Consider the following 25,063-nt stretch of genomic DNA (forward strand, 5'->3'; position numbering starts at 1 on the left):
GACGTGGTCAGACGTTCTCTTCGTCGTAGCCGCCGTAGAAGTGGGCGCCGTCGAAACCGGGAACGGTGTCCTTCAGTGAGAGTCCGAGCTCCACGAGCTTGTCCTTCACCTCATCGACCGACTTCTGTCCGAAGTTGCGGATGTTCATGAGCTGCGTCTCCGAGAGGGCGACGAGCTCGGAGACCGTGTTGATGCCCTCGCGCTTGAGGCAGTTGTACGAGCGCACGGACAGGTCGAGGTCCTCGATCGGAACCGAGAGCTCGCTCGAGAGGACGGCGTCGACCGGCGCGGGGCCGATCTCGATGCCCTCGGCAGCGGAGTTGAGCTCGCGGGCCAGACCGAACAGCTCGGTCAGGGTGCGGCCGGCCGAGGCGATGGCGTCGCGCGGCGTGATGGCTGGCTTCGTCTCCACGTCGACCACGAGGCGGTCGAAGTCGGTGCGCTCACCGGCACGGGTGGCCTCGACACGGTAGGTGACCTTGAGCACGGGCGAGTAGATCGAGTCGATCGGGATCTGACCGGCCTCGGAGAACTCGCTGCGGTTCTGGGTCGCCGAGACGTAGCCGCGGCCGCGCTCGATGATGAGCTCGAGCTCGAACTTCGCCTTGTCGTTGAGCGTCGCGATCACGAGCTCGGGGTTGTGGATCTCGACACCGGCCGGAGCCGAGATGTCGGCCGCGGTGACCTCACCGGAAGCGTGCTTCCGGAGGTACGCCGTGATCGGCTCGTCGTGCTCGCTCGAGACGACGAGGCCCTTGACGTTGAGGATGATCTCGGTGACGTCTTCCTTCACACCCGGGATGGTGCTGAACTCGTGCAGCACGCCGTCGAGACGGATGCTCGTGACGGCAGCACCCGGGATCGACGAGAGGAGGGTGCGGCGGAGCGAGTTGCCGAGGGTGTAGCCGAAGCCGGGCTCGAGCGGCTCGATGACGAACCGCGAACGGAACTCCGAGATGTTCTCCTCGGTGAGAGTGGGGCGCTGTGCAATGAGCACTGTTATTCCTTTCGGCTGAGTGTCCGCTATATGACACTCACGTGACGAGGTATTGAGTTGTGAACGACTTCACCGACGGGGCCCATGAGGGCCCCGTCGGTTCAGTGCGGAAAGGTCAAACGCGGCGGCGCTTGGGCGGGCGGCAGCCGTTGTGCGCCTGCGGGGTGACGTCGTTGATCGAACCCACCTCGAGGCCGGCGGCCTGGAGCGAGCGGATCGCGGTCTCGCGGCCGGAGCCCGGTCCCTTGACGAAGACGTCGACCTTCTTCATGCCGTGCTCCTGAGCCTGGCGCGCGGCCGACTCGGCAGCGAGCTGTGCGGCGAACGGGGTCGACTTGCGCGAGCCCTTGAAGCCGACGCCACCCGAGGAGGCCCAGCTGATGACGGCACCGGTGGTGTCGGTGATCGACACGATGGTGTTGTTGAAGGTCGACTTGATGTGGGCCTGGCCCACGGCGACGTTCTTCTTCTCTTTCTTGCGCGGCTTGCGAACGGCCGACTTGGGGGTTGCCATAATTCTCTCCTGGTCCTGTCAGTCGGCGCGCTTAGCGGCCGGCCTTCTTCTTGCCGGCGACGGTGCGCTTCGGGCCCTTGCGGGTGCGAGCGTTGGTCTTGGTGCGCTGACCGCGAACGGGGAGGCCCTTGCGGTGGCGGACGCCCTCGTAGGAGCCGATCTCGACCTTGCGGCGGATGTCGGCGGCGACCTCACGGCGGAGGTCACCCTCCACCTTGTAGTTGCCCTCGATGTAGTCGCGGAGAGCGACCAGCTGGTCGTCGGAGAGATCCTTGACGCGGATGTCGCCCGAGATCTCGGTGTCGGCGAGGGTCTTCAGCGCGCGCGTGCGGCCGACCCCGTAGATGTACGTGAGGGCAACTTCCACGCGCTTGTCGCGGGGAATGTCAACTCCTGCTAGACGTGCCATTGTGGCTATCTCCTGTTGATGAGTGGAGGTCTGTGACAGTGAATGTGCTTCGGCCTCCGACCGAAGGTGTCCGCTGCCCGGCTCTCACCGGGCAGCTTCTGACACTGCCGTTTCTTGTGTCCGGGCCGGAGCCCAGGAGTTCTTGCTAGCCCTGGCGCTGCTTGTGGCGCGGGTTGCTCTTGCAGATCACCATGACGCGACCGTTGCGGCGAATGACGCGGCAGTGCTCGCAGATGGGCTTGACGCTCGGGTTGACCTTCATTGTTTTCTCTCTTCGCTGTCCTCGTACCCCGTGGAATGCCAGGGGCCGTTACTTTCCAGCAGCGGCTACTTGTAGCGGTAGACGATCCGGCCACGGGTGAGGTCGTAGGGGCTCAGCTCCACGATCACGCGGTCCTCGGGGAGGATGCGGATGTAGTGCTGGCGCATCTTGCCCGAGATGTGGGCAAGCACCTTGTGGCCGTTCGTCAGCTCCACCCGGAACATGGCGTTCGGGAGCGCCTCGACGACTGCGCCTTCGATCTCGATAACACCGTCTTTTTTGGCCATAGCCTCACTGTCGCTAAAAATAGGATTCTGCTGGTCGTGCGGAGATTCGGATGCCTGTCGTCACGTGACAACGGGCCCAAAACACCAAAGATCGAGCTTACGCTACGAATCGCCCTTGCGCAATCACCGATCGGAGTCTATAGAGCGCACCACGGCTGCGAGCTCCTCGTGCAGCGGGTGCCCGGTCTCGATGCCGCAGACCTGGTCGGCGAACTCCTCGGGGCTCAGGCGCGTCAGCAGCTCGGCGAGCTCGGCGCTCTGCGGGTCGCTCGGGGCGTCGAAGCGCAGGGCGGCGCGCACGGCGCGCAGCAGCGCCTCGCGCGGCAGCCCGCGCTCGGCCAGCTCGGCGGCCGGCCCGATGAAGCGCTCGTGCCGGCTGATCTTCCGCAGCGGCTGCCGCCCGACCCGCTCGGGGGTGTCGGTGAGGTAGGGGTTGGCGAACCGCACGAGGTTCTTCTCGAGGTAGGCCTCCTGGGTGGCCGGGTCGAACTCGTGCTTCGCCACGAGCAGCGCCTTGGTCTCCTGGAGCACCGCCTTCACCTCGCGGAAGACCTGCGGCACGGCGAGCGCATCGGCAAGGGTCGAGGCGCCCTCGATCCAGCCGTGGTACGCCGTGGTGGCGTGCCCGGTGTTGACCGTGAAGAGCTTCCGCTCGATGTAGGGGGCCAGGTCCGCCACGAAGTGGGCGGCCGGGATGCTCGGGGCGGCTCCGCGGAACGGGCCCTCCTCGATCGCCCACTCGAAGAAGTCCTCGACCGTCACGTCGAGCCCGGCGCCGGGCGCCTGGTTCGGCACGATGCGGTCCACCGCGGTGTTCGCGAAGATCGCGCGGCCGAGCGTCTCGGAGGCCTCGCCGCCGTCGAGGCGGCCCACGATCTCCGCCTTGAGCACATCGGTCGCGTTGATGGCGTTCTCGCACGCCATGACGTGCAGGGGCGGCAGCGCGGCATCGCGCGCCTCGAGGGCGCGCGCGATCACGGGCGCCACGAACTTCAGGATGTTCGGGCCCACAGCGGTCGTCACGAGCGCTGCGGTGGCGATCTCGGCGACCACCGCATCCTCGTCGCTGCCGCTGTTGAGGGCGCGATAGCCGGTGACCGTGCGGGTGGAGGAGTTCTCCCCCACCGCATGCACGTCGTAGCTCGGCGATGCCGCCAAGGCGTCGATGAGCTCGGCGTTCACGTCGGCGAAGACGAGCTCGTAGCCTGCCTCGTGAAGGATGAGCCCCACGAAGCCCCGGCCGATGTTCCCGGCTCCGAAATGCACGGCTTTCATGGGGCTCTCCTTCATTCGGCCGGACTCGAGTGCGGCACTATTCGTTGACGTCGCCGAGGATCTCGAGGATCTCGTCGGGGGTTCCCGCGGCCAGCAGCTTCGCGACCTCGTCGTCGTCGCTGAAGACGATGGCGATCTTGGTGAGGATCTCCATGTGTCCACCCTCCTTGCCGGCGATGCCGACCACGAAGCGCACCTCTTCGCCGCCCCAGTCGAGGGCGTCGTCGTACCGCACGAACGAGAGCGCGGATTCGAGGATCGTGTCCTTGCCCTCGTTCGTGCCGTGCGGGATGGCGAGGAAGTTGCCCATGTACGTCGAGACCGTCTCCTCGCGCTGGAGCATGAAGTCGAGGTACTCCCCGGTGACGGCTCCGGCAGCGACCAGGATGGCGGCCGCCTCGGCGATCGCATCCTCCTTGGTGCGCGCGGTGCCGCTCAGTCGGATCTGCGACGGTTCCAGTACGGCCATGGGCTTCTCCCTCTCCTGCAGGCGTCTACTCGACGCCGTGCTGCTGCTTGAGCTTCGCGATGACTTCCTCGTACCGCGGGCTGTTCATGAAGTTGTCGACCGACACGTGCTCCGCGCTCGGCGTGCGCTCCTGCGCCCGCGGCGTGAGCTCGCGCTGGGTGATCACGAGGTCGACGTCATCCTCGAGGCTTGCGATCGACTTGTTCACCACGGTGACGCCGTCGATGCCCGCCTTCTTGATCTTATTCCGCAGGACCGATGCGCCCATGGCGCTCGAGCCCATTCCGGCGTCGCAGGCGAACACGATGTTCGAGATCGGGCGCTGGTCGGTGAGCAGCGAGGTCTCCTCGGCCACGGCCTCGGCATCTCCGGCGGGAACGCCCTCGGCGCGGAGGTTGCCGAGCACGCTCGACTCCTTGCCCTTGTTGGCCTGGGTCTGGGCCACGGCCGCGGCCAGGTCGCCGTCATCGCCGCGCTCGAGGTCGCGCTTCCGGCTCGCTCGCAGGATGACTGCGGTGATGAGGAAGGACACGGCTGCGGAGACGATCACCGACAGTGCGATGCCGACGTAGCTGTCGGGAACCGCATTGATCATGATCGCGATGATGGATCCGGGCGATGCGGGGCTCCGCAGGCCCGTGTTGAAGAGCACGTTCACGGCCACACCCGCAGCCCCACCGGCCATCGCTGCCAGGATGGTGAGCGGCTTCGACAGCACGTACGGGAAGTAGATCTCGTGGATCCCCCCGAAGAACTGGATGATGATCGCGCCAGGAGCACTCGCCTTCGCGAGCCCGATGCCGAAGATCGAGAACGCGATCAGGATTCCGACGCCGGGGCCGGGGTTGGCCTCGATGAGGAACAGGATCGACTTGCCCGTCTCGGCCACCTGGGTCGCCCCGAGGCTCGTGAACACACCGTGGTTGATCGCGTTGTTGAGGAAGAGGACCTTCGCCGGCTCCACGAGGAGGCTCACGAGGGGCAGCAGGCCGAGATCGACGAGCCACTGGATGGCGCCTTGCAGGATGGCGGTCAGGCCCGAGATCAGCGGCGCGATGCCGAAGAAGCCGGCGATGGCGAGGATCCCCGCCACGATGCCCGCGGAGAAGTTGTCCACGAGCATCTCGAAGCCGGCCTTGATCTTGCCGGCCCAGATCTTGTCGACCTGCTTGATCAGCCAGGCGCCGAGGGGACCCATGATCATGGCACCGATGAACATCGGGACGGACGCACCGACGATGACACCCATCGTGGCCACGACACCCACCACGCCGCCTCGCGCGCCGTAGACCATCCGGCCACCGGTGTTCGCGATGAGCAGCGGCAGCATGTAGGTGATCATCGGTCCCACGAGGCCGAGGTACTGCGGGAACGTCGTGCCGTCCTCTGCGAGCGAGAGCTGCGTGGCCGCGCCCTGCCAGCCGATCAGATCCGCGTTGCCGAACCCGCCCAGGATGCCGTTGGGCAGCCAGCCGGTGGCGATGAAGAGGCTCGTGATGAGCCCCCAGGCGATGAACGCCGGGATGTTCGGCATGACCATGCCGCTGAGGAAGGTGCCGAAGCGCTGGACGCGCACTCGGGCTCCGCCTCCCTGCTTCGTTTCTGACGTCGTTGTCATGACGACTGCTCCGTTTCTGTGGTGTTCTCGGTGTCCGGGTGATGGTGCGTTGCCAGGTGCGTGGTGTTCTGTGGTGCGTCTCAGGGGGTCGCGGCGGAGGTGACCGCGGCGCGGGCCTCCACAGCGCTGTTGGCCGAGAGGGCCAGATCGGCGAACCGGCGGGCCTCGTCGAGCGTGAAGCGAGCGAGCTCGGCCCGCACGTCGGCGAGCGCCGACGGCGACATCGAGAGCGTCGTGGCGCCGAGGCCCACGAGCACGACGGCGAGCAGCGGGTCGGCCGCCGCCTCGCCGCAGATGCCGACGGGCTTGCCGGTCGTGCGGCCCGCCTTGCCGACCTCGCCTACGAGCTTCAGCACGGCCGGGTGCCAGGGATCCTGGAACGAGGCGACCGAGCCGAGCAACCGGTCGGCCGCGAGCGTGTACTGGGTGAGGTCGTTGGTGCCGATGGAGGCGAAGTCGGCGTCGGCGAGGATGCGATCGGCGAGCAGCGCCGAGGAGGGCACCTCCACCATGACGCCGGCGGTCTTCAGCCCGAGCTGACGCGCGAGGGCGGTGAAGTAGCGGGTCTCCTCGACGGTCGAGACCATCGGCGCCATGACCCAGACGTCGGCGTCGGTCTCGGCGTCGGCCTCGGCGAGCGCGCGCAGCTGGTCGCGCAGGATGGGCTCGTTGGCGCGGAGGGCGCGGAGACCGCGGAGCCCGAGGGCCGGGTTCTCCTCGGCGGCGTCGTTGAGGAAGCTCAGCGGCTTGTCGGCGCCGGCGTCGAGGGCGCGCACGACGACCTTCTTGCCGGGGAAGGCCTGCAGGAGGCGCACGTACTGCGCCTTCTGCTCCTCCACCGTGGGGGCCGTCGCGGAATCCAGGAACAGGAACTCGGTGCGGAAGAGCCCGACGCCCTCGGCGCCCTTCTCCACCGCATCCGCCGCGCCGTCGGCCGAGCCGAGGTTCGCGAGCAGCGGCACCGGGGTGCCGTCGGCGAGCGCGCCGGGCCCGGTCGCGGCACTCCGTGCGGCCTTGAGCTCGGCGGCACGCGCCAGGGCGGCCGCGCGGGTCGCCTCGTCGGGCGCAACCGTCACGTCACCGGTCGCCGCGTCGACCACGATCTCAGTGCTGTCGGCAAGCTCGAGCGCGCCGGTGACTCCCACGACCGCGACGATCGACTTCTCTCGGGCGAGGATGGCCGTGTGCGAGGTCGGTCCGCCGTCGCTGGTCACCAGGGCGAGCACCTTGGAGAGGTCGAGGAGCGCGGTGTCGGCCGGCGCGAGATCGCGGGCGACGAGCACGAACGGATGCTCCGGGTCGGGAACGCCGGGTGCGGCCACGCCCCGCAGGTGAGCGACCACGCGCTGGGAGACGTCGTCGAGATCGGTGGCGCGCTCCCCCATGTAACCGCCCATGCTCACGAGCAGGTCGCGGAACGCGGCGAACGCCTCGTAGACGGCGCGCTCGGCGGTCTTGCCCGAGTCGATCCGCACACCCACGTCGTCGATGAGCGTCGGGTCCTCGGCCATGAAGGCCTGCGCCTCGAGCACCTCCTTGGCGGAGCCTCCCGCCCGCTCGCCGCGGAGGCGGATGATCGCGGCGGCGGCGGCGAGGGAGGCACGTGCGCGCTCCTTCTCGGCGTCGGGCGTCAGGGCGCTCGTGTCGTCGGCGGGCTCGGGGAGGGGTTCGGGCATCCGGAGCACGGTGCCCACGGCGATGCCGCGGCCGATGCCGGTGCCGTGCAGCACGTCGCCCATCAGGCGGCGTCCAGATCGGTGGCGAGGAGCTGGGCGAGCTCGTCGAGCACAGCGTCGGCGCCGTCGGCCTCGGAGACGAGGGTCACGGTGTCGCCCTGCTCGATCCCGAGCGAGATCACGCCGAGGATGCTCGCGGCGTTCACCGACTTGTCGCCCTTGGAGAGCTGCACCGGAAGGCCCGCCTTCGCGACGGCCTGGGTGAAGAGGGACGCCGGGCGCGCGTGCAGCCCATGGGCGGATGCCATCTCGACGGTACGTTCAGCCATCAGTCAATCTCCTTAGCTCCCGCTCATCCCTGAGCGATGTTCTGCGGTCCCCGTGGCGCACCGAGGAGTCCTGTCACGATGTCGGCGGCGATCTCCGCCCCTTCCGGCCCGAACACGGTGTCCGGCAGAAGGGCGGCTCTCGCACCCACCGCTGCCGCGCGCCTGTTCAGTTCCTCGAACTGCGCAAAGAGGTGGGGTCCGACCATCAGGACGCTCGTGGCGGCGAGCCTCTCGTTGACGTCCGGCAGTGTGCCGGCCTCGACGATCAGATCGAGGTCGCGATCCCGGGCCACCCGGCGCAACCGGAGCGCGAGAAAGGTGCTCGATGCTCCTGCACCGCAGACGATGAGCACCTTGTCCACGCACGCCTCCTCGCGTCCTGCTTCGATCTTCATCGATACTCCGTCATCCCCGCCCGCGCATCCAGCAGCTTTCCTTCCGCACCCCCGGAAGCGTCTAGGGTGACTGGTGATGAGAGCGAAGTACGAGCGTCTGCTGGACTACCTCGCGGCGGCCGACGACTGGGTCACGGCGGGCGAGCTCGCCGACCGGCTCGGGGTCACGACACGGAGCGTGCGGAGCTACGTCACGAGCGTCAAGACGGCGGCGAAGCCGCTCGAGGTCATCGCCTCCTCCACGAGCGGGTACCGGTTGAACCGGGATGCCTACGCCACGTTCATGGCCGCGCGCCGTTCGCGCGAGACCGATACCGGGAGTCCCCGCGAACGCGTCCACTTCATCATCCGGGCGCTCGGTGACGCCCCCGCGGGACTCGACATCTACGACCTCGCGGCCAACCTCTTCGTGAGCGAGTCCACCGTCGAAGCCGATCTCCGGAAGGCCAAGCTCCTCGTCGACGACGCGGGGCTCTCGCTCGTGCGTCGTGGCAGCACCGTGTCGCTCGCCGGGAGCGAGCTCAATCGCCGGCGGCTGCTCAGCCGGGTGTTCCGCGACGAGAGCGCGCAGGGCTTCCTCGACCTGGAGAACATCCAGCGCGAGTTCTCCTCGGAGAACCTCTCGGGCTTCAAGTCGGACCTCATCGCGATGCTCGACGGCAACGGCTACTTCGTCAATGAGTACTCGATCGACAACGTGCTGCTGCACATCGTGATCGCGGTCGACCGTGTGGGCAAGAACCTCTCGATCGAGCCGGCGGAGGGCCCGAAGGCCTCCGAGACGATCCGCGAGGTCGCAGGTCACCTCGACGAGCTCATCCGCTCGCACTTCGACGCGGCACTCGGCGTGCGTGAGCTCAGCTACCTCTCGGTGCTCCTGACCACGCGGGTTCTGACCCCTGGGCACAACGAACCCACCGAGTTCGTGGCCGAGACCTATCTCGGCGCCGAGGATCTCGCCGAGATGCGGCGGATCGTGCGGCTCGCGAGCGACGAGTACCTCGTCGACCTCGATGACGAGGACTTCACCGTGCGGCTCGGCCTCCACATCCGCAACCTCGTGGCGCGGGCTCAGGAGAACTCGTTCTCCCGCAATCCCATGACGCGCTCCATCAAGGGCTCGTACCCCATGATCTACGAGCTCGCTGTCTTCATCGCCAGCCAGATCCAGCGCGGCTACGACATCACGGTCAACGAAGACGAGATCGCCTACATCGCCCTGCACGTCGGTTCGTATCTCGAGCGGAGGAATCTCCGGCAGGAGCGCGTGAGCTGCGCGATCGTGAGCCCCAACTACTACGAGATGCACCTGGCGCTCCGCGAGCGGCTCGAGGCCGCTCTCGGTTCCGAGCTGGAGGTCGAGGTCGTCATCACGCGCGCCGACGTCGACTGGAACGCCCTCTCCTCCGACATCGTCGTCACCACCATCCCCGTGCAGGCCGCGCGGGAGAACGTCGTCGTCGTGCCGCCCTTCCTCACCGAGGCCGATATCGAAGCAGTCCGCCGTGGTGTGACCGCCGTGCGCCGCCATCGTCGGCGCATGCGGTTGAAGGACGAGCTGCTGCAGTACTTCGACGAGCGCCTCTTCTGGCGGAACCTCGCTGCCGACTCCGAGGCCGAGATGATCCGCACGCTCGGCCGCGCCATGGTCGGACTCCGGGTGATCGACGACAGCTACGTCGAGGGCGCGATCGAGCGCGAGCGGATGTCGTCGACCGCCTTCACCGACACCATCGCCGTTCCCCACGCCATGGTGATGAGCGCGAGCCGCACGGCGATCTCGATCGTCGTCAACGAGACCCCCATGCCCTGGGGTGAGAACCGGGTGAACGTCATCGCCCTGATCGCCTTCAGCGAGAGCGGCAGGCGCGGCTTCCAGACCGTCTTCGACCAGCTGGTCGAGGTCTTCTCCGACCGGGACGACCTGCAGCGCATCGTGCGCCGCTCGAACGACTTCGCCTCCTTCATCGACGAGCTCGTGCACGTCATGGAGGCCTGAGCGCCGTCGGAGCCTACGGGATCGGGACGGGCGTCACGCCGAGCGGCGCGAGCGCCGCCGCTCCCCCGTCTTCGGCGGTCAGCACCCAGATGCCGTCCTTGTGCACGGCCACCGAGTGCTCCCAGTGGCTCGACATGCTGCCGTCGGCCGAGGCCACGGTCCACTCGTCGTCGCGCACGAACGTCTCGGTCGTGCCGGCAGTGATCATCGGCTCGATCGCCACCACGAGCCCGGGCTTCACCTCGGGGCCGCGCTGGCGCACGCGGTAGTTGAACACCGGCGGCGCCTCGTGCATGCTGCGCCCGATCCCGTGCCCGATGTAGTCGGTGAGGATGCCGTAGACGGCTCCCTCGGCCACCGACGGATGCTCCTCCACGTACTCCTCGATCGCCTCGCCCACCTCATTGAGGTGCCGGGCGGTCGCGAGCCGGGCGATGCCGTGCCAGAGCGACTGCTCCGTGACCTCGGAGAGGAGGCGGCGCGCGGCGACCTCGTCGGGACGCGTCGGGTCGTCGAGCACCACGGTGATGGCCGAGTCCCCGTTCCACCCGCCCACGTCGGCTCCGCTGTCGATCGACACGATGTCGCCCGGCTGCAGGAGGCGCGAACCGGGGATGCCGTGCACGATGTCGTCGTTGACCGACGCGCAGACGGTGTGCGCGTAGCCGGGCACCAGCTGGAAGTTCGAGCGGCCGCCCCGCTCGCGGATCACCCTGTCTGCGATCGCGTCGAGCTCGAGGGTCGACACGCCGGGGGCGATCGCAGCCCTCACGGCTGCGAGAGAGGCCGCGGTCACGAGGCCGGGTTCGACCATGAGCCGGAGCTCGGCGGGCGTCTTGTAGATGCCCTTGTTGCGACCCAGCATCCTGCTCAGTGGCCGGACAGCGCGGCGACGATGCGCTCGGTGACCTCGTCGACGCTGCCGAGGCCATCGACCTCGAGCACGAGCTGACGCCCCGCGTAGACCTCGATCAGCGGAGCGGTCTGCTCGGCGTAGACGTCGAGCCGCTTGCGGATGACCTCTTCGGTGTCGTCGCTGCGACCCTGCTCGGCCGAGCGCTTCAGCAGCCGGGAGACGACCTCGTCGGTGTCGGCGGTGAGCACGACGACCGCGTCGAGCGTGACGCCCGCCACACCCAGGATGTCGTCGAGCTCCTCGACCTGCTGCAGAGTGCGCGGGTAGCCGTCGAGCAGGAACCCGTCGGCCGCGTCGCTCTGGCCGAGGCGGTCGCGCACCAGGTCGTTCGTGAGCGCGTCGGGCACGTACTGCCCCGCGTCCATGTACTCCTTGGCCTTCAGGCCGAGCTCCGTGCCGCCCTTGACGTTCTCGCGGAAGATGTCGCCGGTCGAGATCGCGGGGATGTCGTAGGTCTTCGACAGCCGGGCCGCCTGCGTGCCCTTGCCGGCACCGGGCGGCCCGATGAGCAGCAGCCTCATCGAAGCAGTCCCTCATAGTGCCGCTGCTGCAGCTGGGAGTCGATCTGCTTCACGGTCTCGAGACCCACGCCCACGATGATCAGGATCGACGCGCCACCGAACGGGAAGTTCTGGTTCGCGCCCACCAGCACGAGTGCTATCAGCGGCAGCAGCGCGACGAGACCCAGGTAGATCGAGCCGGGCAGCGTGATGCGCGTCAGCACGTAGTCGAGGTACTCGGCCGTCGGCCGCCCCGCACGGATGCCGGGGATGAAGCCACCGAACTTCTTCATGTTGTCGGCGACCTCTTCGGGGTTGAAGGTGATCGCGACGTAGAAGTAGGTGAAGCCGACGATGAGCAGGAAATACAACAGCATGTACAGCGGGTGATCGCCGCGCACCAGATAGTTGTTGATCCAGGTCACCCAGCCGGCCGGGGTCTCCCCCGCTGCGGGCTGGTTGAACTGGGCGATGAGGGCCGGCAGGTACAGCAGCGACGACGCGAAGATGACGGGCACGACGCCGGCCATGTTGACCTTGATCGGGATGTAGGTGTTGTTGCCGCCGTAGGTGCGCCTGCCCACCACGCGCTTGGCGTACTGCACGGGGATGCGTCTCTGCGAGAGCTCCACGAACACGACGGCCGCGACCACCGCGATTCCCACACCGAGCACCAGCAGGAACGTCTCGAAGCCGCGGGTCTCGGCGATGAGCCAGAGCGACGACGGGAAGGTCGAGGCGATCGAGGTGAAGATCAGCAGCGACATGCCGTTGCCGATGCCGCGCTCGGTGATCATCTCTCCGAACCACATGATGACGCCGGTGCCCGCGGTCATGGTGATGACCATGAGCAGGATGGCGTACCAGGCGTCGTTGGTGATGAGCTGGCCGCACTCGGCGACGGTCGAGGTGCCGAACAGGGCGCCCGAGCGGGCCACCGTGATGAGCGTCGTCGACTGCAGCACGCCGAGGGCGATGGTCAGGTAGCGCGTGTACTGCGTGAGCTTCGACTGACCGGCCTGGCCCTCTTTGTGGAGGGTCTCGAAGTGGGGGATGACCACGCGCAGCAGCTGCACGATGATCGACGCCGTGATGTACGGCATGATGCCCAGCGCGAAGATCGACAGCTGGAGCAGCGCGCCACCTGAGAACAGGTTGACGAGCTCGTAGAGGCCCGACGTGCCTTGGTTGGCCACCAGACAGGTCTGCACGTTTCCGAAGTCCACGAAGGGGGCGGGGATGAATGATCCCAGACGGAACAGCGCGACGATGCCGAGCGTGAAGCCAATCTTTCTGCGGAGATCCGGCGTACGGAAGATCCTCGCGACGGCTTTGAACAAAAAGGGCCTCCTGCGTTCGTGTGGCTCAATGCCAAGAAATCCGGTGACCCGATTCGTGGCCTCGACAGGCTACATCATTCTCGTGACGTATCTGTGCTCGGTCTACGGATCGGGTCACCGGATCAGCGATACCTACTTGACGGAACCACCCGCGGCGACGATCTTCTGCTCAGCGGAGCCGGAGACCTTGTCGACCGCGACGGTCAGCTTCACGGAGATGTCGCCATCACCGAGGACCTTGACCTTCTCGTTCTTGCGAACCGCGCCCTTCGCCACCAGGTCGGAGATGGTGACATCTCCACCGGCGGGGTAGAGCTCCGCGAGCTTGTCCAGGTTCACGACCTGGTACTCCACGCGGAACGGGTTCTTGAAACCGCGGAGCTTCGGGGTGCGCATGTGCAGCGGCATCTGCCCACCCTCGAAGCCGACGCGCACCTGGTAGCGGGCCTTCGTGCCCTTGGTGCCACGGCCGGCGGTCTTACCCTTCGAGCCCTCACCACGGCCGACACGCGTGCGTGCCTTCTTGGCGCCGGGAGCGGGACGGAGGTGGTGCACCTTCAGGACCTGCTCGCGGGGAGCAGCGGCCTCGTCGGACTTGGCAGCGGCCTTGGGCGCCTTGGCGGCGGCCGGAGCCTTCACCTCGGCGTCGGCGGCCTTGTCGGCCTTGGGCGCGGCGGCCTTCGGCGCAGCAGCCTTCTTGGGAGCGGCGGCCTTGGCCGGAGCCTTCTCCGCAGCAGCCTTGGGGGCGGCCTTCTCGGCAGGTGCCTTCTTGGGGGCAGCAGCCTTCTTCGGAGCCGCCTTAGCGGTCTCCTTGGCTTCTTCTTCAGCCATTAGTCAATCTCCTCGACCTTCACCAGGTGTGCGACGGTGCGCACGTAGCCCCGGTTCTGGGCGTTGTCTTCGCGCACGACGGTCTGACCGATGCGCTTCAGTCCGAGGCTGCGCAGCGTGTCCCGCTGGTTCTGCTTCTCGCTGATCTTGGACTTGATCTGGGTCACCTTCAGGTTCGCCATCATGCACCTGCCTTCGCAGCTAGAGCGTCGGCCTCGGCGCGCACGAGGCGGGCAGGGGCGACGTCTTCGAAGTCGAGGCCACGGCGAGCGGCGACGGCGCGCGGCTCTTCGAGCTGCTGCAGTGCCTCGACGGTCGCGTGCACGATGTTGATCGTGTTCGACGAACCGAGCGACTTCGAGAGGATGTCGTGGATGCCGGCGCACTCGAGGACGGCGCGCACCGGGCCACCGGCGATGACGCCGGTACCGGCGGCGGCGGGGCGCAGGAGCACCACACCGGCGGCCGCCTCACCCTGAACCGGGTGGGGGATCGTGTTGCCGACGCGGGGGACGCGGAAGAAGTTCTTCTTCGCCTCCTCGACGCCCTTGGAGATGGCGGTCGGGACCTCGCGGGCCTTGCCGTAGCCGACGCCCACCAGACCGTTGCCGTCGCCGACGACCACGAGAGCGGTGAAGCTGAAGCGACGACCACCCTTCACGACCTTCGAGACGCGGTTGATGGTGACGACGCGCTCCAGGAACTGGCTCTTGTCGGCGTCGCGCCCGCCGCGGTCACCGCGGTTGGGGTTGCGCTCACGGCCGCCACGGCGTGCCTCGCGGGGCTCGCTCTGGTTCTGGCCGCTCGATGCGGCCGTCTCCACGGGCGCCTCGGTGATTGCTGCCACGTCGGGCTCCTTGATGTTCTCGCTCACAGGTTCAGACCGCCCTCTCGTGCTCCATCGGCGATCGCGGCGACACGACCGGCGTAACGGTTACCGCCGCGGTCGAAGACCACGGCCTCGATGCCGGCCAGCTTGGCGCGCTCGGCCACGAGCTCGCCGACCTTCTTCGCCTTGGCGGTCTTGTCACCGTCGAAGCTGCGGAGATCGGTCTCGAGGGTCGAGGCCGACGCGAGGGTGTGGCCCTTGCTGTCGTCGACGACCTGCACGAAGACGTGACGAGCCGAACGGGTGACCACGAGACGCGGACGCGCCGGGGTGCCTTCGACCTTCTTGCGGAGTCGCGCGTGCCGGCGGTCGCGGGCTGCGGACTTCGACTTTCCTCTGGTTCCAGTAGCCATGGCTTACTTACCACTCTTTCCGGCCTTGCGGCGAACGACCTCGCCGGCGTAGCGCACGCCCTTGCCCTTGTAGGGCTCGGGCTTGCGCAGCTTGCGAATGTTGGCGGCAACCTCACCGACGGCCTGCTTGTCGATGCCGTTGACCGTGAGCTTGTTGTTTCCCTCGACGGTGAACGTGATGCCCGCAGGCGGTTCGACCGAGATGGGGTGGGAGTACCCGAGCGCGAACTCCACGCCGGAGCCCTTGGCGGCGACGCGGTAACCCGTGCCGACGACCTCGAGGCTCTTGGAGTAGCCCGTGGTGACGCCGATGATCTGGTTGGCGATCAGCGTGCGGGTCAGACCGTGCAGCGAGCGCGAGGTGCGCTCGTCGTCGGGACGGGTGACGAGAACCTGGTTCTCCTCGACCGTGGCGGCGATGGGAGCGGCGATGGTGAGCGCGAGCTCACCCTTCGGGCCCTTGACGGTGACGTCCTGGCCGGCGATCGAGACGGTGACGCCGGTGGGGATGTCGATGGGAAGACGTCCGATACGTGACATTGTCGGTTACCACACGTAGGCGAGGACTTCCCCACCCACGCCCTTCTTGCTCGCCTGACGGTCCGTGAGGAGACCAGAGGAGGTGGACAGGATCGCGACGCCGAGGCCACCGAGCACGGTGGGGATCTCGGTCGACTTCGCGTAGACGCGGAGACCGGGCTTGGAGACGCGCTTGATGCCCGCGATCGAACGCTCGCGGTTCGGGCCGAACTTGAGGCTCAGCGTGAGCGTCTGGCCGACCTTGGCGTCGGCGACCTCCCAGCCGGAGATGTAGCCCTCCGACTTGAGGATCTCGGCGATGTGCGACTTGAGCTTCGAGTGCGGCATCGACACGGTGTCGTGGTGTGCCGAGTTCGCGTTGCGCAGTCTGGTCAGCATGTCTGCGACCGGATCTGTCATTGTCATGATGTGTTGCCTTTCGCGCCTGGTTTCGGACACGCTTTACGAGCGAGCCGACCTGTGGTCGTCGTGGGTGGGGTGGTGCTTAGGAGTTTTCGGCCGTCTTGAAGGGGAAGCCGAGCGCCTTGAGCAGCGCGCGTCCCTCGTCGTCGGTCTTCGCGGTGGTCACGACGGTGATATCGAAACCACGCACGCGGTCGATCTTGTCCTGGTCGATCTCGTGGAACATCGACTGCTCGGTCAGACCGAAGGTGTAGTTGCCGCGGCCGTCGAACTGCTTGTCCGAGAGACCACGGAAGTCGCGGATACGGGGAAGCGCGAGCGAGAGCAGGCGGTCCAGGAACTCCCAGGCGCGGTCACCACGGAGCGTGACGTGGGCGCCGATGGGCTGTCCCTCACGCAGCTTGAACTGCGCGATCGACTTGCGGGCCTTCGTGACCTGCGGCTTCTGACCGGTGATCGCGGTGAGGTCCTTGACCGCGCCGTCGATGACCTTGCCATCGCGGGCGGCCTCGCCGACACCGGTGTTGACCACGATCTTCACGAGTCCGGGCACCTGGTGCACGTTCGTGAAGTCGAAGTCCTTCGTCAGCTGCGCGACGATCTCGTTCTTGTACTTCTGCTTCAGGCGCGGCTGGATTTTGCCAGCGGGCGCGGCAGTCTCGGTGCTCATCAGAGGTCTTTTCCTGACTTCTTCGCGTAACGAACGCGGACCGTCTTGGTGACGCCGTCCTTCGTGACTTCTTCGTTGCGGTGGCCGACGCGCGTCGGCTTCTTGGTCTCGGGGTCGACGAGGGCGACGTTCGACACGTGGATCGGCGCCTCCATCGTCTCGATGCCGCCGGTCTTGGTGCCGCGCTGCGACTGGCCGACGCGGACGTGCTTCGTGACGAAGTTCACGCCCTCGACGATGACGCGGTCCTTCTCGACCTGCACCTCGATGACACGACCCTGCTTGCCGCGGTCTCCGCCGCGGGCCTCGCTGGATCCGGAGATGACCTGAACCAGGTCACCCTTCTTGATGTTCGCCATGACTAGATAACCTCCGGTGCCAGCGAGATGATCTTCATGAACTTCTTGTCACGGAGCTCACGACCGACGGGGCCGAAGATACGGGTGCCACGGGGGTCACCGTCGTTCTTCAGGATCACTGCGGCGTTCTCGTCGAACTTGATGTACGAGCCGTCGGGACGACGGGTCGACTTGACGGTGCGGACGATGACGGCCTTGACCACATCGCCCTTCTTGACGTTTCCGCCGGGGATGGCGTCCTTGACGGTCGCGACGATGACATCGCCGAGGCCGGCGTAACGACGGCCCGATCCACCGAGCACGCGAATCGTCAGGAGTTCCTTGGCGCCGGTGTTGTCGGCAACCTTGACTCGTGATTCTTGCTGCAGCATTTACTTCGCCTTTTCCAGGATCTCGACCAGACGCCAGCGCTTGGTCGCCGACAGGGGACGGGTCTCGTTGATGAGCACGAGGTCGCCGATGCCGGCGCTGTTGGTCTCGTCGTGCGCCTTCACCTTGGAGGTGCGGCGGATGACCTTGCCGTACAGCGGGTGCTTCACGCGGTCCTCGACCTCGACGACGATGGTCTTGTCCATCTTGTCGCTCGTGACGTAGCCGCGGCGGGCCTTGCGGTATCCGCGGGCTGCCTCGTCCTTGACGTCGTGGGCGGCCGACTCGTGTCCGGCGTCCGTGACCTTCTCTTCGGTTTTAGCCATTACTTGCTGGCCTCCTCGGTCTCGGCAGCGTCAGCGGCCTTCTTGGATGACTTCTTGGTCGTCTTGGCCGGAGCCTCGACGGGGGCGGGAGTGGCACGGATGCCGAGCTCGCGCTCACGGATGACGGTGTAGATCCGAGCGATGTCGCGCTTCACGGAGCGCAGGCGTCCGTGGCTTTCGAGCTGCCCGGTGGCCGACTGGAAGCGCAGGTTGAACAGCTCTTCCTTGGCCTTGCGAAGCTCCTCGAGAAGTCGGGAATCTTCGAACGTGTCGAGCTCCGCCGAGGCGAGCTCCTTAGAACCGATCGCCATTACGCGTCGCCCTCCTCGCGCTTGATGATGCGTGCCTTGAGAGGCAGCTTGTGAATTGCACGGGTCAGTGCCTCGCGAGCGATGGTCTCGTTGACCCCGCTCAGCTCGAACAGCACGCGTCCCGGCTTGACGTTGGCGACCCACCACTCGGGAGAACCCTTACCGGAACCCATGCGGGTCTCAGCAGGCTTCTTCGTGAGCGGACGGTCGGGGTAGATGTTGATCCACACCTTTCCACCACGCTTGATGTGACGGGTCATCGCGATACGAGCGGACTCGATCTGACGGTTGGTCACGTAGGCGGGGGTGAGGGCCTGGATGCCGTACTCACCGAAGTTCACCGTGGTGCCGCCGGTGGCCTGGCCACTGCGTCCCGGGTGGTGCTGCTTGCGGTGCTTTACTCGACGGGGGATAAGCATGGTTACGCCTCAACTCCTGCTGCGACCGGTGCGTCCGCCTTGGGGGCGGAGTTGCGGCGCGGACGGTCACGGTCACCGCGCTCGGGGCGCGACGACTTCTGGTTGGCCTGCTCGCGAGCGAGCTCCTTGTTGGTGATGTCGCCCTTGTAGATCCAGACCTTCACACCGATGCGGCCGAACGTCGTCTTGGCCTCGTAGAAGCCGTAGTCGATGTTGGCGCGGAGGGTGTGCAGCGGAACGCGGCCCTCACGGTAGAACTCCGAGCGGCTCATCTCGGCGCCGCCGAGACGGCCGGACACCTGGATGCGGACACCCTTAGCGCCGGCGCGCTGAGCGCCCTGCAGGCCCTTGCGCATCGCACGGCGGAACGCCACGCGGGCGGTCAGCTGCTCGGCGATGCCCTGAGCCACGAGCTGAGCCTCGGCCTCGGGGTTCTTGACCTCGAGGATGTTCAGCTGGATCTGCTTGCCCGTGAGCTTCTCGAGGTCCGAGCGGATGCGCTCGGCCTCGGCGCCACGACGACCGATCACGATGCCCGGACGGGCGGTGTGGATGTCGACGCGGACGCGGTCACGTGTGCGCTCGATCTCGATCTTCGCAACACCGGCGCGGTCGAGCGAGGTCTTCAGCAGGTTGCGGATCTTCACGTCCTCAGCGACGTAGTCGCTGTAGCGCTGACCCTTCTTCGTGCTGTCGGAGAACCAGCGCGACACGTGGTCGGTGGTGATTCCGAGACGGAAGCCGTACGGATTGACTTTCTGGCCCATTACTTGCTCACCTTCTTGCTCGCAGCGGGGGCATCGACGTCGTCCGGCGTGGCCAGGACGATCGTGATGTGGCTGGTTCGCTTGAGAATCTGGAACGCTCGTCCCTGAGCACGCGGCTGGAAACGCTTGAGCGTGGCTCCCTGGTCGACGAACGCCTTCGTGATGAACAGATCCTGCTCGTCGAGGTAGCTGTTCGAGGCATCTGCCTTGACCCGGGCGTTGGCGATCGCCGATGCGACCAGCTTGTACACCGGCTCCGAGGCGCCCTGGGGGGCGAACTTCAGGATGGCCAGTGCCTCGACGGCCTGACGGCCGCGGATCAGGTTGACGACACGACGGGCCTTCATGGGGGTGACGCGGATGTGACGCACGCGTGCGATCGACTCCACCATTTCTCTTCCTCCTTCACGTCGCCGCGGTTAGCGGCGACGGCCCTTCTTGTCGTCCTTCACGTGTCCACGGAAGGTGCGGGTCGGGGCGAACTCGCCCAGCTTGTGACCCACCATGGTCTCGGTGATGAACACCGGGATGTGCTTGCGGCCGTCGTGCACGGCGATCGTGTGCCCGAGGAACGCGGGGATGATCATCGAGCGGCGCGACCAGGTCTTGATGACGTTCTTCGAACCGGCTTCGTTCGCGGTGACGACCTTGCGGTACAGGTGGTCGTCGACGAAGGGGCCCTTTTTGAGACTGCGTGGCATTTTCTGAGACTCCTACTTACGCTTCTTGCCGACGGTCCGGCGACGCACGATGAGCTTGTCGCTTTCCTTGTTGGGGTGACGGGTACGGCCTTCGGCCTGACCCCACGGGCTGACGGGGTGACGTCCACCGGACGTCTTGCCCTCACCACCACCGTGCGGGTGGTCGACCGGGTTCATGGCGACACCACGGACGGTCGGGCGGATGCCCTTCCAGCGGTTGCGGCCGGCCTTGCCCCAGTTGATGTTCGACTGCTCGGCGTTGCCGACCTCGCCGATCGTGGCGCGGCAACGCGCATCCACGTTGCGGATCTCGCCCGAGGGCAGACGGAGCTGCGCGTAGGGGCCGTCCTTCGCCACGAGACGCACGGAGGCACCGGCGGAACGCGCCATCTTGGCACCGCCGCCCGGCTTCAGCTCGATCGCGTGGATGACCGTACCGGTGGGGATGTTGCGCAGCGGCAGGTTGTTGCCGGGCTTGATGTCCGCGCCGGCACCCGACTCGACGATGTCGCCCTGGGCGAGCTTGTTCGGCGCGAGGATGTAGCGCTTCGTGCCGTCCACGAAGTGGAGCAGCGCGATGCGGGCGGTGCGGTTGGGGTCGTACTCGATGTGCGCGACCTTGGCGTTCACGCCGTCCTTGTCATTGCGACGGAAGTCGATGACGCGGTACTGGCGCTTGTGGCCACCACCGATGTGACGGGTCGTGATGCGGCCCTGGTTGTTGCGGCCACCGGTCTTGGAGAGCGGACGGAGCAGCGACTTCTCAGGGGTCGAGCGGGTGATCTCGGCGAAGTCCGAGACGGACGAACCGCGACGACCAGGGGTCGTGGGCTTGTACTTGCGAATAGCCATGTGTCTTTTCCTCTAGCTTCCGTGCCTAGCCGACGGCCGTGAAGATGTCGATGGATCCGGACTTGAGCGTCACGATCGCGCGCTTGGTGTCCTTGCGCTTGCCCTGGCCGAACTTGGTGCGACGGGTCTTGCCCGTGCGGTTCAGGGTGTTGATCGAGGCGACCTCCACCTGGAAGATCTTCTCGATGGCGAGCTTGATCTCGGTCTTGTTCGAGCGGGGGTCCACCACGAAGGTGTACTTGCCCTGGTCGATCAGGCCGTAGCTCTTCTCCGAGACGACGGGAGACAGGATGATGTCGCGCGGGTCCTTGTTGAAGGCTGCGTTGCTCATGCGGAAACCTCTTCCTTCTTGGTCTTCGCTGCGACGAACGCATCGAAGGAGCCCTTGGTGAAGACGATGTCGTCGGAGACGAGGACGTCGTAGGCGTTCAGCTGGTCTGCAGGCAGCACGTGAACGGTCGGGATGTTGCGAACGCTGCGGAGGCTCAGCTGGTCGTCGCGCTCGAGCACGATGAGCACGTGCTTCGAGGAGGCGATCGTGGCGAGGAACTCGTTGACGGCCTTGGTCGACGGCGTCTCACCCTGCGAGAGCGACTCCACGATGTGGAGGCGGCCGCCGCGGGCGCGATCCGAGACGGCGCCGAGCAGGGCCGCGGCGATCATCTTCTTGGGGGTGCGCTGCGAGTAGTTGCGGGGCACGGGTCCGTGGACGATGCCACCGCCGGTCATCTGGGGAGCGCGGATCGAGCCCTGACGAGCGCGACCGGTTCCCTTCTGCTTGAACGGCTTGCGGCCGGCACCGGAGACCTCACCACGACGCTTGGTCTTGTGGGTTCCCTGGCGGGCGGCGGCGAGCTGGGCGACGACGACCTGGTGGATGAGCGGGATGTTGGCCTGCACGTCGAAGATCTCGGCGGGCAGCTCGACGGTTCCGGACTTCTTGCCGGCGACGTCGAGGACATCGAGCGTGCGAGTTGCGTCAGTCATGGACTACGCCCCCTTCACTGCGTTACGAACGAAAACGAGACGGCCCTTGGCGCCGGGAACCGCACCCTTGACGAGCACCAGTCCCTTCTCGGCGTCGACCGAGTGGACGACCAGGTTGAGCACGGTGACGCGCTCGCCACCCATGCGGCCGGCCATGCGCATGCCCTTGAAGACTCGGCTGGGCGTCGACGACGCACCGATCGAGCCGGGCTTGCGGTGGTTGCGGTGCGAACCGTGCGAAGCGGAGACACCCTTAAAGTTGTGGCGCTTCATGACACCGGCGAAGCCCTTGCCCTTGGAGGTGCCCATGACGTCGACCTTCTGGCCGGCCTCGAACACGCTCTCGGCGGTGAGCTCCTGGCCGACGGTGTAGTCAGCGGCGTCCGCGGTGCGGATCTCGGTGAGGTGACGACGCGGGGTGACCCCTGCGGCCTCGAAGTGGCCGGCGCTGGGCTTGTTCACCTTGCGCGGGTCGATCTGACCGGCGGCGATCTGGACGGCTGCGTAGCCGTCCTTCTCCGGGGTACGGATCTGGGTGACGACGTTCGTCGAGATCTCGACGACGGTCACGGGGATGAGACGGTTGTTCTCGTCCCACACCTGGGTCATGCCGAGCTTCTTGCCGAGCAGTCCCTTGGAAGTCTTAGCTGCGAGAGCCATAGTGATTGCCTAGTCCCTTCGCGCTCAGAGCTTGATCTCGATGTTGACGTCGGCGGGCAGGTCGAGACGCATGAGCGAGTCGACGGCCTTCGGCGTCGGGTCGATGATGTCGATGAGGCGCTTGTGCGTGCGCATCTCGAAGTGCTCGCGGCTGTCCTTGTACTTGTGCGGCGAACGGATCACGGCGATCACGTTCTTCTCGGTCGGAAGCGGCACGGGGCCGACGACCGTTGCACCTGCACGCGTGACCGTGTCCACGATCTTGCGCGCCGAGGTGTCGATGACCTCGTGGTCATACGACTTAAGTCGAATGCGGATCTTCTGTCCCGCCATGTGTGACTCTCTCTCTGTCTCGCGTCATACAGCCTCGACTGCATTGGACGCCCACTGTTTTGCTATCAAGCACTCCGCGCACAGACGTCTCCCTAGAGAGATGAAGGTGGCGATTAAGCTGTGTTCTGCTGCCTGCGGCCTAGCTTCTGGAGCTATGCACTGCCAAGACAGTGATCAGAGCGCGCACACGGCGGCCCGGAAATGTTGAACTAGAAGAGTGTGCCACATTCCAGCGGCACTTGCAACCCGGGCGTGTCGCGGTCGATCACGCGCCTCCGCCGGCCGTCCGGAGCACGGCTGCCGCGGCCCGCTCGAGCTCCAGCCCGTAGCTCGGACCGTGCCCCACAGCGTGCACCGCCAGCGGGAACATCTGGTGCAGCGGCACCCGCTCGTGCCAGCCGGGGGCGAGCGGATGCGCGTGATCGTACGCCGTCAGGATGTCCTCCAAGAAGGGCGCCCCGAACAGCAGCAGCATGGCGAGGTCGGTCTCGCGGTGGCCTCCGTGCGCGGCGGGATCGATGAGCACGACACCGGTCGGAGTCCACATCACGTTGCCTGACCAGAGGTCGCCGTGCAGGCGCGCCGGTGGCTCGGCGTCGTCGAAGATCCCGGATCGGATGAGATCGCACGCGCGCAGGACGGTCTGGAAGCCGTCGGCCGAGATATTGCCCCTCGCCACGGCCTGCTCCGCGTACGGACGCACGCGCTGCTCGGGATAGAACTCGCTCCACGGCCCGAAGTCACCCGTGGTCATGCTGCGCCGACCGATGTAGCAGGGGCCGTCCCAGCCCGCAGGCGCCGCACCGAACGACGGCGCGCCGGCCCGGTGTGTGGCGGCGAGCAGTTCGCCGAAGCGCCGTGCGGCTTCGCGGCTGGGGCGAGCGCTCCGCAGCTCCTCGAGCTCGATGGCCTCCTCAGACACGGAGTGGACGGAGACGACCGGGACTCCCCCGGCGTCGCGCAGCCACGCCAGACCCGCGGCCTCGGCTTCGTAGAAGCCCTCAGGCACGACGGGATCGGACTTGCGGAACACGCTTCCACGCTAGGCCCACAACGTTTCCGCCGCGTGACGGGGAAGGAACGTTCTTACGGGAGAACCCGGAGCCCAGTCGTCAAAATACGCTGGTCGCTCACGATCCAGCCCTGTTCGCAGCGTCTGGCGGCGAGCCTCCCGTAAGAACGAGTGCCCCTATTCTGCGCTCCCTGACGGAGAACACAAGCCTTGACTTCTAACGGAAGAGCAGGGAGCGCAGCTCCGACTCGGGTCGTGCGGGATCGATGACCTCTCCCGCACGGTAGTGATCGACGATCCGAGGATCCACGTAGCTGTTCTTGGCGATCGTGGGCGTGTTGCCGAGCACCGAGGCAGCGTCCCGCATCGCCTGAGCAAGCGCCTTGCTACGAGCGGACTTCGAGGATTTCAGGCCCGAACGAGCGAGACTCACCGCGGCGGCCGCCGTGCCATGCAGCGTGCGGAAGTCCTTGGCGGTGAAATCGCCACCGGTGCGCTCCCGCACGTAGGCATTGATGTCCGACGCATCCACCGGATGCCACCGCCGCCCGTCCTTCCAGGCGAGCAGTCGCGCGTTCGGACCCCGGCGCTTGAGCAGACGGACGAGTGCGGCGAGGTCGGCGTCCACGATATCGGAATCCCACTCCTGCCCGCTCTTGGCCGGGAATCCGAGATGCACGGTGTCGCCGCTCGTGGACGCGTGCGCGCACAGCAGGGTGGTGAGTCCGTGACTCCCGTGTTGCACGGCGTAGCGCTCGCTGCCCACCCTCAGAGAGCCGGTGTCGAGCATTCTGAACCCGGCAGCGAGAACACGCTGCTCCGAGAAGCCCTCTCCACGAAGATCGATCGTGACCTGACGGCGAGCGGCCGGCAGTGACTCGGCCAGCGCGAGAGCTCGATCGAACTTAATCCGATCCTTCTGCTCGCGCCAGGTGGGGTGGTAGATGTATTGGCGTCGGCCGGCGCCATCCACCCCCGTTGCCTGGATGTGCCCGTTCGCATAGGGCGCGATCCAGACGTCCGTCCACGCCGGGGGGATCGCCAGGTGCTCGATCCGCGCCCGCAGCTCGGGGTCGGTGACCGTCTCACCGGAGTGATCCCGGTAGGTGAAGCCCTTGCCGGACTTCAGACGGTGGATGCCGCGACCTGCGGAATCGGATCGACGCAGGCGGGGCATGAGACAATCCAACCCCTTAAATGAAAAGAGGCCAGCCCGAAGGCTGGCCTCTTTCAAAGTAAGTCCGGCGGTGTCCTACTCTCCCACAAGGTCCCCCTTGCAGTACCATCGGCGCAGAG

Annotated in this window: 37 protein-coding genes; 1 reads left to right on the forward strand and 36 read right to left on the reverse strand. The window is 66.6% G+C overall.

Annotated features, from left to right (window positions below):
• Nucleotides 1–7 precede the first annotated feature (7 nt).
• The 11 genes from N1028_RS02930 to N1028_RS02980 all read right to left on the reverse strand — a co-directional run bounded on the left by N1028_RS02930 (nucleotide 8) and on the right by N1028_RS02980 (nucleotide 8,231).
• Nucleotides 8–997 (reverse strand): DNA-directed RNA polymerase subunit alpha, encoded by a 990-nt coding sequence (locus N1028_RS02930; protein ID WP_259525284.1) that lies wholly within the window; start codon nucleotides 995–997, stop codon nucleotides 8–10.
• Between the two features lie 115 nt (nucleotides 998–1,112).
• Nucleotides 1,113–1,511 carry a 30S ribosomal protein S11 gene (rpsK, locus tag N1028_RS02935; protein ID WP_022896808.1) on the reverse strand — a complete coding sequence of 133 codons (399 nt, stop codon included), beginning with the start codon at nucleotides 1,509–1,511 and terminating at the stop codon, nucleotides 1,113–1,115.
• 31 nt (nucleotides 1,512–1,542) lie between these two features.
• Entirely contained in the window at nucleotides 1,543–1,920 is a 378-nt protein-coding gene (gene rpsM, locus N1028_RS02940) for a 30S ribosomal protein S13 (protein WP_066041126.1), read from the reverse strand.
• A 145-nt stretch (nucleotides 1,921–2,065) separates the two neighbouring features.
• Entirely contained in the window at nucleotides 2,066–2,182 is a 117-nt protein-coding gene (gene rpmJ / locus N1028_RS02945; protein ID WP_022898361.1) for a 50S ribosomal protein L36, read from the reverse strand.
• A gap of 65 nt (nucleotides 2,183–2,247) precedes the next feature.
• Nucleotides 2,248–2,469, reverse strand: coding sequence for a translation initiation factor IF-1 (infA, locus tag N1028_RS02950; protein ID WP_022883252.1), 222 nt, complete (start codon nucleotides 2,467–2,469; stop codon nucleotides 2,248–2,250).
• A gap of 123 nt (nucleotides 2,470–2,592) precedes the next feature.
• On the reverse strand, nucleotides 2,593–3,744 hold the full coding sequence (locus tag N1028_RS02955; RefSeq protein ID WP_259525285.1) for a mannitol-1-phosphate 5-dehydrogenase: 1,152 nt from the start codon (nucleotides 3,742–3,744) through the stop codon (nucleotides 2,593–2,595).
• A 37-nt stretch (nucleotides 3,745–3,781) separates the two neighbouring features.
• On the reverse strand, nucleotides 3,782–4,213 hold the full coding sequence (locus N1028_RS02960; RefSeq protein ID WP_259525286.1) for a PTS mannitol transporter subunit IIA: 432 nt from the start codon (nucleotides 4,211–4,213) through the stop codon (nucleotides 3,782–3,784).
• Nucleotides 4,214–4,238: 25 nt separating this feature from the next.
• Nucleotides 4,239–5,831 carry a PTS mannitol transporter subunit IIBC gene (locus N1028_RS02965; RefSeq protein ID WP_259525288.1) on the reverse strand — a complete coding sequence of 531 codons (1,593 nt, stop codon included), beginning with the start codon at nucleotides 5,829–5,831 and terminating at the stop codon, nucleotides 4,239–4,241.
• An 80-nt stretch (nucleotides 5,832–5,911) separates the two neighbouring features.
• On the reverse strand, nucleotides 5,912–7,570 hold the full coding sequence (ptsP, locus tag N1028_RS02970; RefSeq protein ID WP_259525289.1) for a phosphoenolpyruvate--protein phosphotransferase: 1,659 nt from the start codon (nucleotides 7,568–7,570) through the stop codon (nucleotides 5,912–5,914).
• On the reverse strand, nucleotides 7,570–7,836 hold the full coding sequence (locus N1028_RS02975) for an HPr family phosphocarrier protein (protein ID WP_259525290.1): 267 nt from the start codon (nucleotides 7,834–7,836) through the stop codon (nucleotides 7,570–7,572). Before N1028_RS02975 ends, ptsP begins: the two co-directional genes overlap by 1 nt.
• A 23-nt stretch (nucleotides 7,837–7,859) precedes the next feature.
• Complete coding sequence (locus tag N1028_RS02980) at nucleotides 7,860–8,231, reverse strand: PTS sugar transporter subunit IIB (RefSeq protein WP_259525291.1); 372 nt, start codon at nucleotides 8,229–8,231, stop codon at nucleotides 7,860–7,862.
• A 76-nt stretch (nucleotides 8,232–8,307) separates the two neighbouring features.
• Here N1028_RS02980 and N1028_RS02985 point away from each other — a divergent pair, with 76 nt between their 5' ends.
• Nucleotides 8,308–10,230 carry a BglG family transcription antiterminator gene (locus N1028_RS02985; protein ID WP_259525292.1) on the forward strand — a complete coding sequence of 641 codons (1,923 nt, stop codon included), beginning with the start codon at nucleotides 8,308–8,310 and terminating at the stop codon, nucleotides 10,228–10,230.
• Between the two features lie 13 nt (nucleotides 10,231–10,243).
• Here N1028_RS02985 and map read toward each other — a convergent pair whose 3' ends face one another.
• The 25 genes from map to N1028_RS03110 form a co-directional block, all read right to left on the reverse strand.
• Complete coding sequence (map, locus tag N1028_RS02990) at nucleotides 10,244–11,095, reverse strand: type I methionyl aminopeptidase (RefSeq protein ID WP_259525293.1); 852 nt, start codon at nucleotides 11,093–11,095, stop codon at nucleotides 10,244–10,246.
• 5 nt (nucleotides 11,096–11,100) lie between these two features.
• Entirely contained in the window at nucleotides 11,101–11,667 is a 567-nt protein-coding gene (locus tag N1028_RS02995) for an adenylate kinase (RefSeq protein WP_259525294.1), read from the reverse strand.
• A complete protein-coding gene (gene secY, locus N1028_RS03000) occupies nucleotides 11,664–12,986 on the reverse strand; it encodes a preprotein translocase subunit SecY (RefSeq protein WP_259525295.1) in 1,323 nt (440 codons plus the stop codon). The genes N1028_RS02995 and secY overlap by 4 nt, the downstream gene beginning before the upstream one ends.
• A gap of 132 nt (nucleotides 12,987–13,118) precedes the next feature.
• On the reverse strand, nucleotides 13,119–13,817 hold the full coding sequence (gene rplO, locus N1028_RS03005; protein ID WP_259525296.1) for a 50S ribosomal protein L15: 699 nt from the start codon (nucleotides 13,815–13,817) through the stop codon (nucleotides 13,119–13,121).
• Nucleotides 13,817–13,999, reverse strand: coding sequence for a 50S ribosomal protein L30 (gene rpmD, locus N1028_RS03010; protein ID WP_259525341.1), 183 nt, complete (start codon nucleotides 13,997–13,999; stop codon nucleotides 13,817–13,819). Before rpmD ends, rplO begins: the two co-directional genes overlap by 1 nt.
• A complete protein-coding gene (gene rpsE / locus N1028_RS03015) occupies nucleotides 13,999–14,655 on the reverse strand; it encodes a 30S ribosomal protein S5 (RefSeq protein ID WP_291045857.1) in 657 nt (218 codons plus the stop codon). Before rpsE ends, rpmD begins: the two co-directional genes overlap by 1 nt.
• Nucleotides 14,656–14,687: 32 nt before the next feature.
• The gene (rplR, locus tag N1028_RS03020) at nucleotides 14,688–15,059 is read right to left on the reverse strand and encodes a 50S ribosomal protein L18 (RefSeq protein ID WP_259525297.1); all 372 of its coding nucleotides are present in this window, start codon (nucleotides 15,057–15,059) and stop codon (nucleotides 14,688–14,690) included.
• 3 nt (nucleotides 15,060–15,062) lie between these two features.
• Nucleotides 15,063–15,599 (reverse strand): 50S ribosomal protein L6, encoded by a 537-nt coding sequence (rplF, locus tag N1028_RS03025; protein WP_259525298.1) that lies wholly within the window; start codon nucleotides 15,597–15,599, stop codon nucleotides 15,063–15,065.
• Nucleotides 15,600–15,605: 6 nt separating this feature from the next.
• Entirely contained in the window at nucleotides 15,606–16,004 is a 399-nt protein-coding gene (rpsH, locus tag N1028_RS03030; RefSeq protein WP_259525299.1) for a 30S ribosomal protein S8, read from the reverse strand.
• 79 nt (nucleotides 16,005–16,083) lie between these two features.
• The gene (rplE, locus tag N1028_RS03035) at nucleotides 16,084–16,671 is read right to left on the reverse strand and encodes a 50S ribosomal protein L5 (RefSeq protein WP_259525300.1); all 588 of its coding nucleotides are present in this window, start codon (nucleotides 16,669–16,671) and stop codon (nucleotides 16,084–16,086) included.
• The gene (gene rplX, locus N1028_RS03040) at nucleotides 16,671–17,030 is read right to left on the reverse strand and encodes a 50S ribosomal protein L24 (protein WP_259525301.1); all 360 of its coding nucleotides are present in this window, start codon (nucleotides 17,028–17,030) and stop codon (nucleotides 16,671–16,673) included. The genes rplE and rplX overlap by 1 nt, the downstream gene beginning before the upstream one ends.
• A gap of 2 nt (nucleotides 17,031–17,032) precedes the next feature.
• A complete protein-coding gene (rplN, locus tag N1028_RS03045; RefSeq protein ID WP_137837171.1) occupies nucleotides 17,033–17,401 on the reverse strand; it encodes a 50S ribosomal protein L14 in 369 nt (122 codons plus the stop codon).
• Entirely contained in the window at nucleotides 17,402–17,725 is a 324-nt protein-coding gene (gene rpsQ / locus N1028_RS03050) for a 30S ribosomal protein S17 (RefSeq protein WP_259525303.1), read from the reverse strand.
• Nucleotides 17,725–18,036, reverse strand: a complete 312-nt coding sequence (gene rpmC / locus N1028_RS03055; protein ID WP_259525304.1) for a 50S ribosomal protein L29 — start codon at nucleotides 18,034–18,036, stop codon at nucleotides 17,725–17,727. The genes rpsQ and rpmC overlap by 1 nt, the downstream gene beginning before the upstream one ends.
• Nucleotides 18,036–18,455, reverse strand: a complete 420-nt coding sequence (rplP, locus tag N1028_RS03060) for a 50S ribosomal protein L16 (protein WP_259479945.1) — start codon at nucleotides 18,453–18,455, stop codon at nucleotides 18,036–18,038. Before rplP ends, rpmC begins: the two co-directional genes overlap by 1 nt.
• A gap of 2 nt (nucleotides 18,456–18,457) precedes the next feature.
• Nucleotides 18,458–19,222: a 30S ribosomal protein S3 gene (gene rpsC / locus N1028_RS03065; protein ID WP_173183340.1), complete on the reverse strand. Its 765-nt coding sequence runs from the start codon at nucleotides 19,220–19,222 to the stop codon at nucleotides 18,458–18,460.
• A complete protein-coding gene (gene rplV, locus N1028_RS03070) occupies nucleotides 19,222–19,614 on the reverse strand; it encodes a 50S ribosomal protein L22 (protein ID WP_259525306.1) in 393 nt (130 codons plus the stop codon). Before rplV ends, rpsC begins: the two co-directional genes overlap by 1 nt.
• Nucleotides 19,615–19,641: 27 nt before the next feature.
• Nucleotides 19,642–19,923: a 30S ribosomal protein S19 gene (gene rpsS / locus N1028_RS03075; protein ID WP_137837176.1), complete on the reverse strand. Its 282-nt coding sequence runs from the start codon at nucleotides 19,921–19,923 to the stop codon at nucleotides 19,642–19,644.
• 12 nt (nucleotides 19,924–19,935) lie between these two features.
• Nucleotides 19,936–20,775 carry a 50S ribosomal protein L2 gene (gene rplB, locus N1028_RS03080; RefSeq protein WP_066041181.1) on the reverse strand — a complete coding sequence of 280 codons (840 nt, stop codon included), beginning with the start codon at nucleotides 20,773–20,775 and terminating at the stop codon, nucleotides 19,936–19,938.
• A gap of 25 nt (nucleotides 20,776–20,800) precedes the next feature.
• Nucleotides 20,801–21,106 (reverse strand): 50S ribosomal protein L23, encoded by a 306-nt coding sequence (rplW, locus tag N1028_RS03085; protein ID WP_259525307.1) that lies wholly within the window; start codon nucleotides 21,104–21,106, stop codon nucleotides 20,801–20,803.
• Complete coding sequence (rplD, locus tag N1028_RS03090) at nucleotides 21,103–21,762, reverse strand: 50S ribosomal protein L4 (protein ID WP_259525308.1); 660 nt, start codon at nucleotides 21,760–21,762, stop codon at nucleotides 21,103–21,105. The genes rplW and rplD overlap by 4 nt, the downstream gene beginning before the upstream one ends.
• Before the next feature lie 3 nt (nucleotides 21,763–21,765).
• A complete protein-coding gene (gene rplC, locus N1028_RS03095; RefSeq protein WP_259525309.1) occupies nucleotides 21,766–22,422 on the reverse strand; it encodes a 50S ribosomal protein L3 in 657 nt (218 codons plus the stop codon).
• A 24-nt stretch (nucleotides 22,423–22,446) separates the two neighbouring features.
• A complete protein-coding gene (gene rpsJ, locus N1028_RS03100; RefSeq protein ID WP_092547990.1) occupies nucleotides 22,447–22,755 on the reverse strand; it encodes a 30S ribosomal protein S10 in 309 nt (102 codons plus the stop codon).
• A gap of 265 nt (nucleotides 22,756–23,020) precedes the next feature.
• Nucleotides 23,021–23,788, reverse strand: a complete 768-nt coding sequence (locus tag N1028_RS03105; protein WP_259525310.1) for a fructosamine kinase family protein — start codon at nucleotides 23,786–23,788, stop codon at nucleotides 23,021–23,023.
• Nucleotides 23,789–23,984: 196 nt separating this feature from the next.
• Nucleotides 23,985–24,944 (reverse strand): DNA topoisomerase IB, encoded by a 960-nt coding sequence (locus N1028_RS03110; RefSeq protein ID WP_259525343.1) that lies wholly within the window; start codon nucleotides 24,942–24,944, stop codon nucleotides 23,985–23,987.
• Nucleotides 24,945–25,063: the final 119 nt, after the last annotated feature.

The sequence above is a fragment of the Herbiconiux oxytropis genome, assembly GCF_024979315.1.
GTDB classification, from domain to species: domain Bacteria; phylum Actinomycetota; class Actinomycetes; order Actinomycetales; family Microbacteriaceae; genus Herbiconiux; species Herbiconiux oxytropis.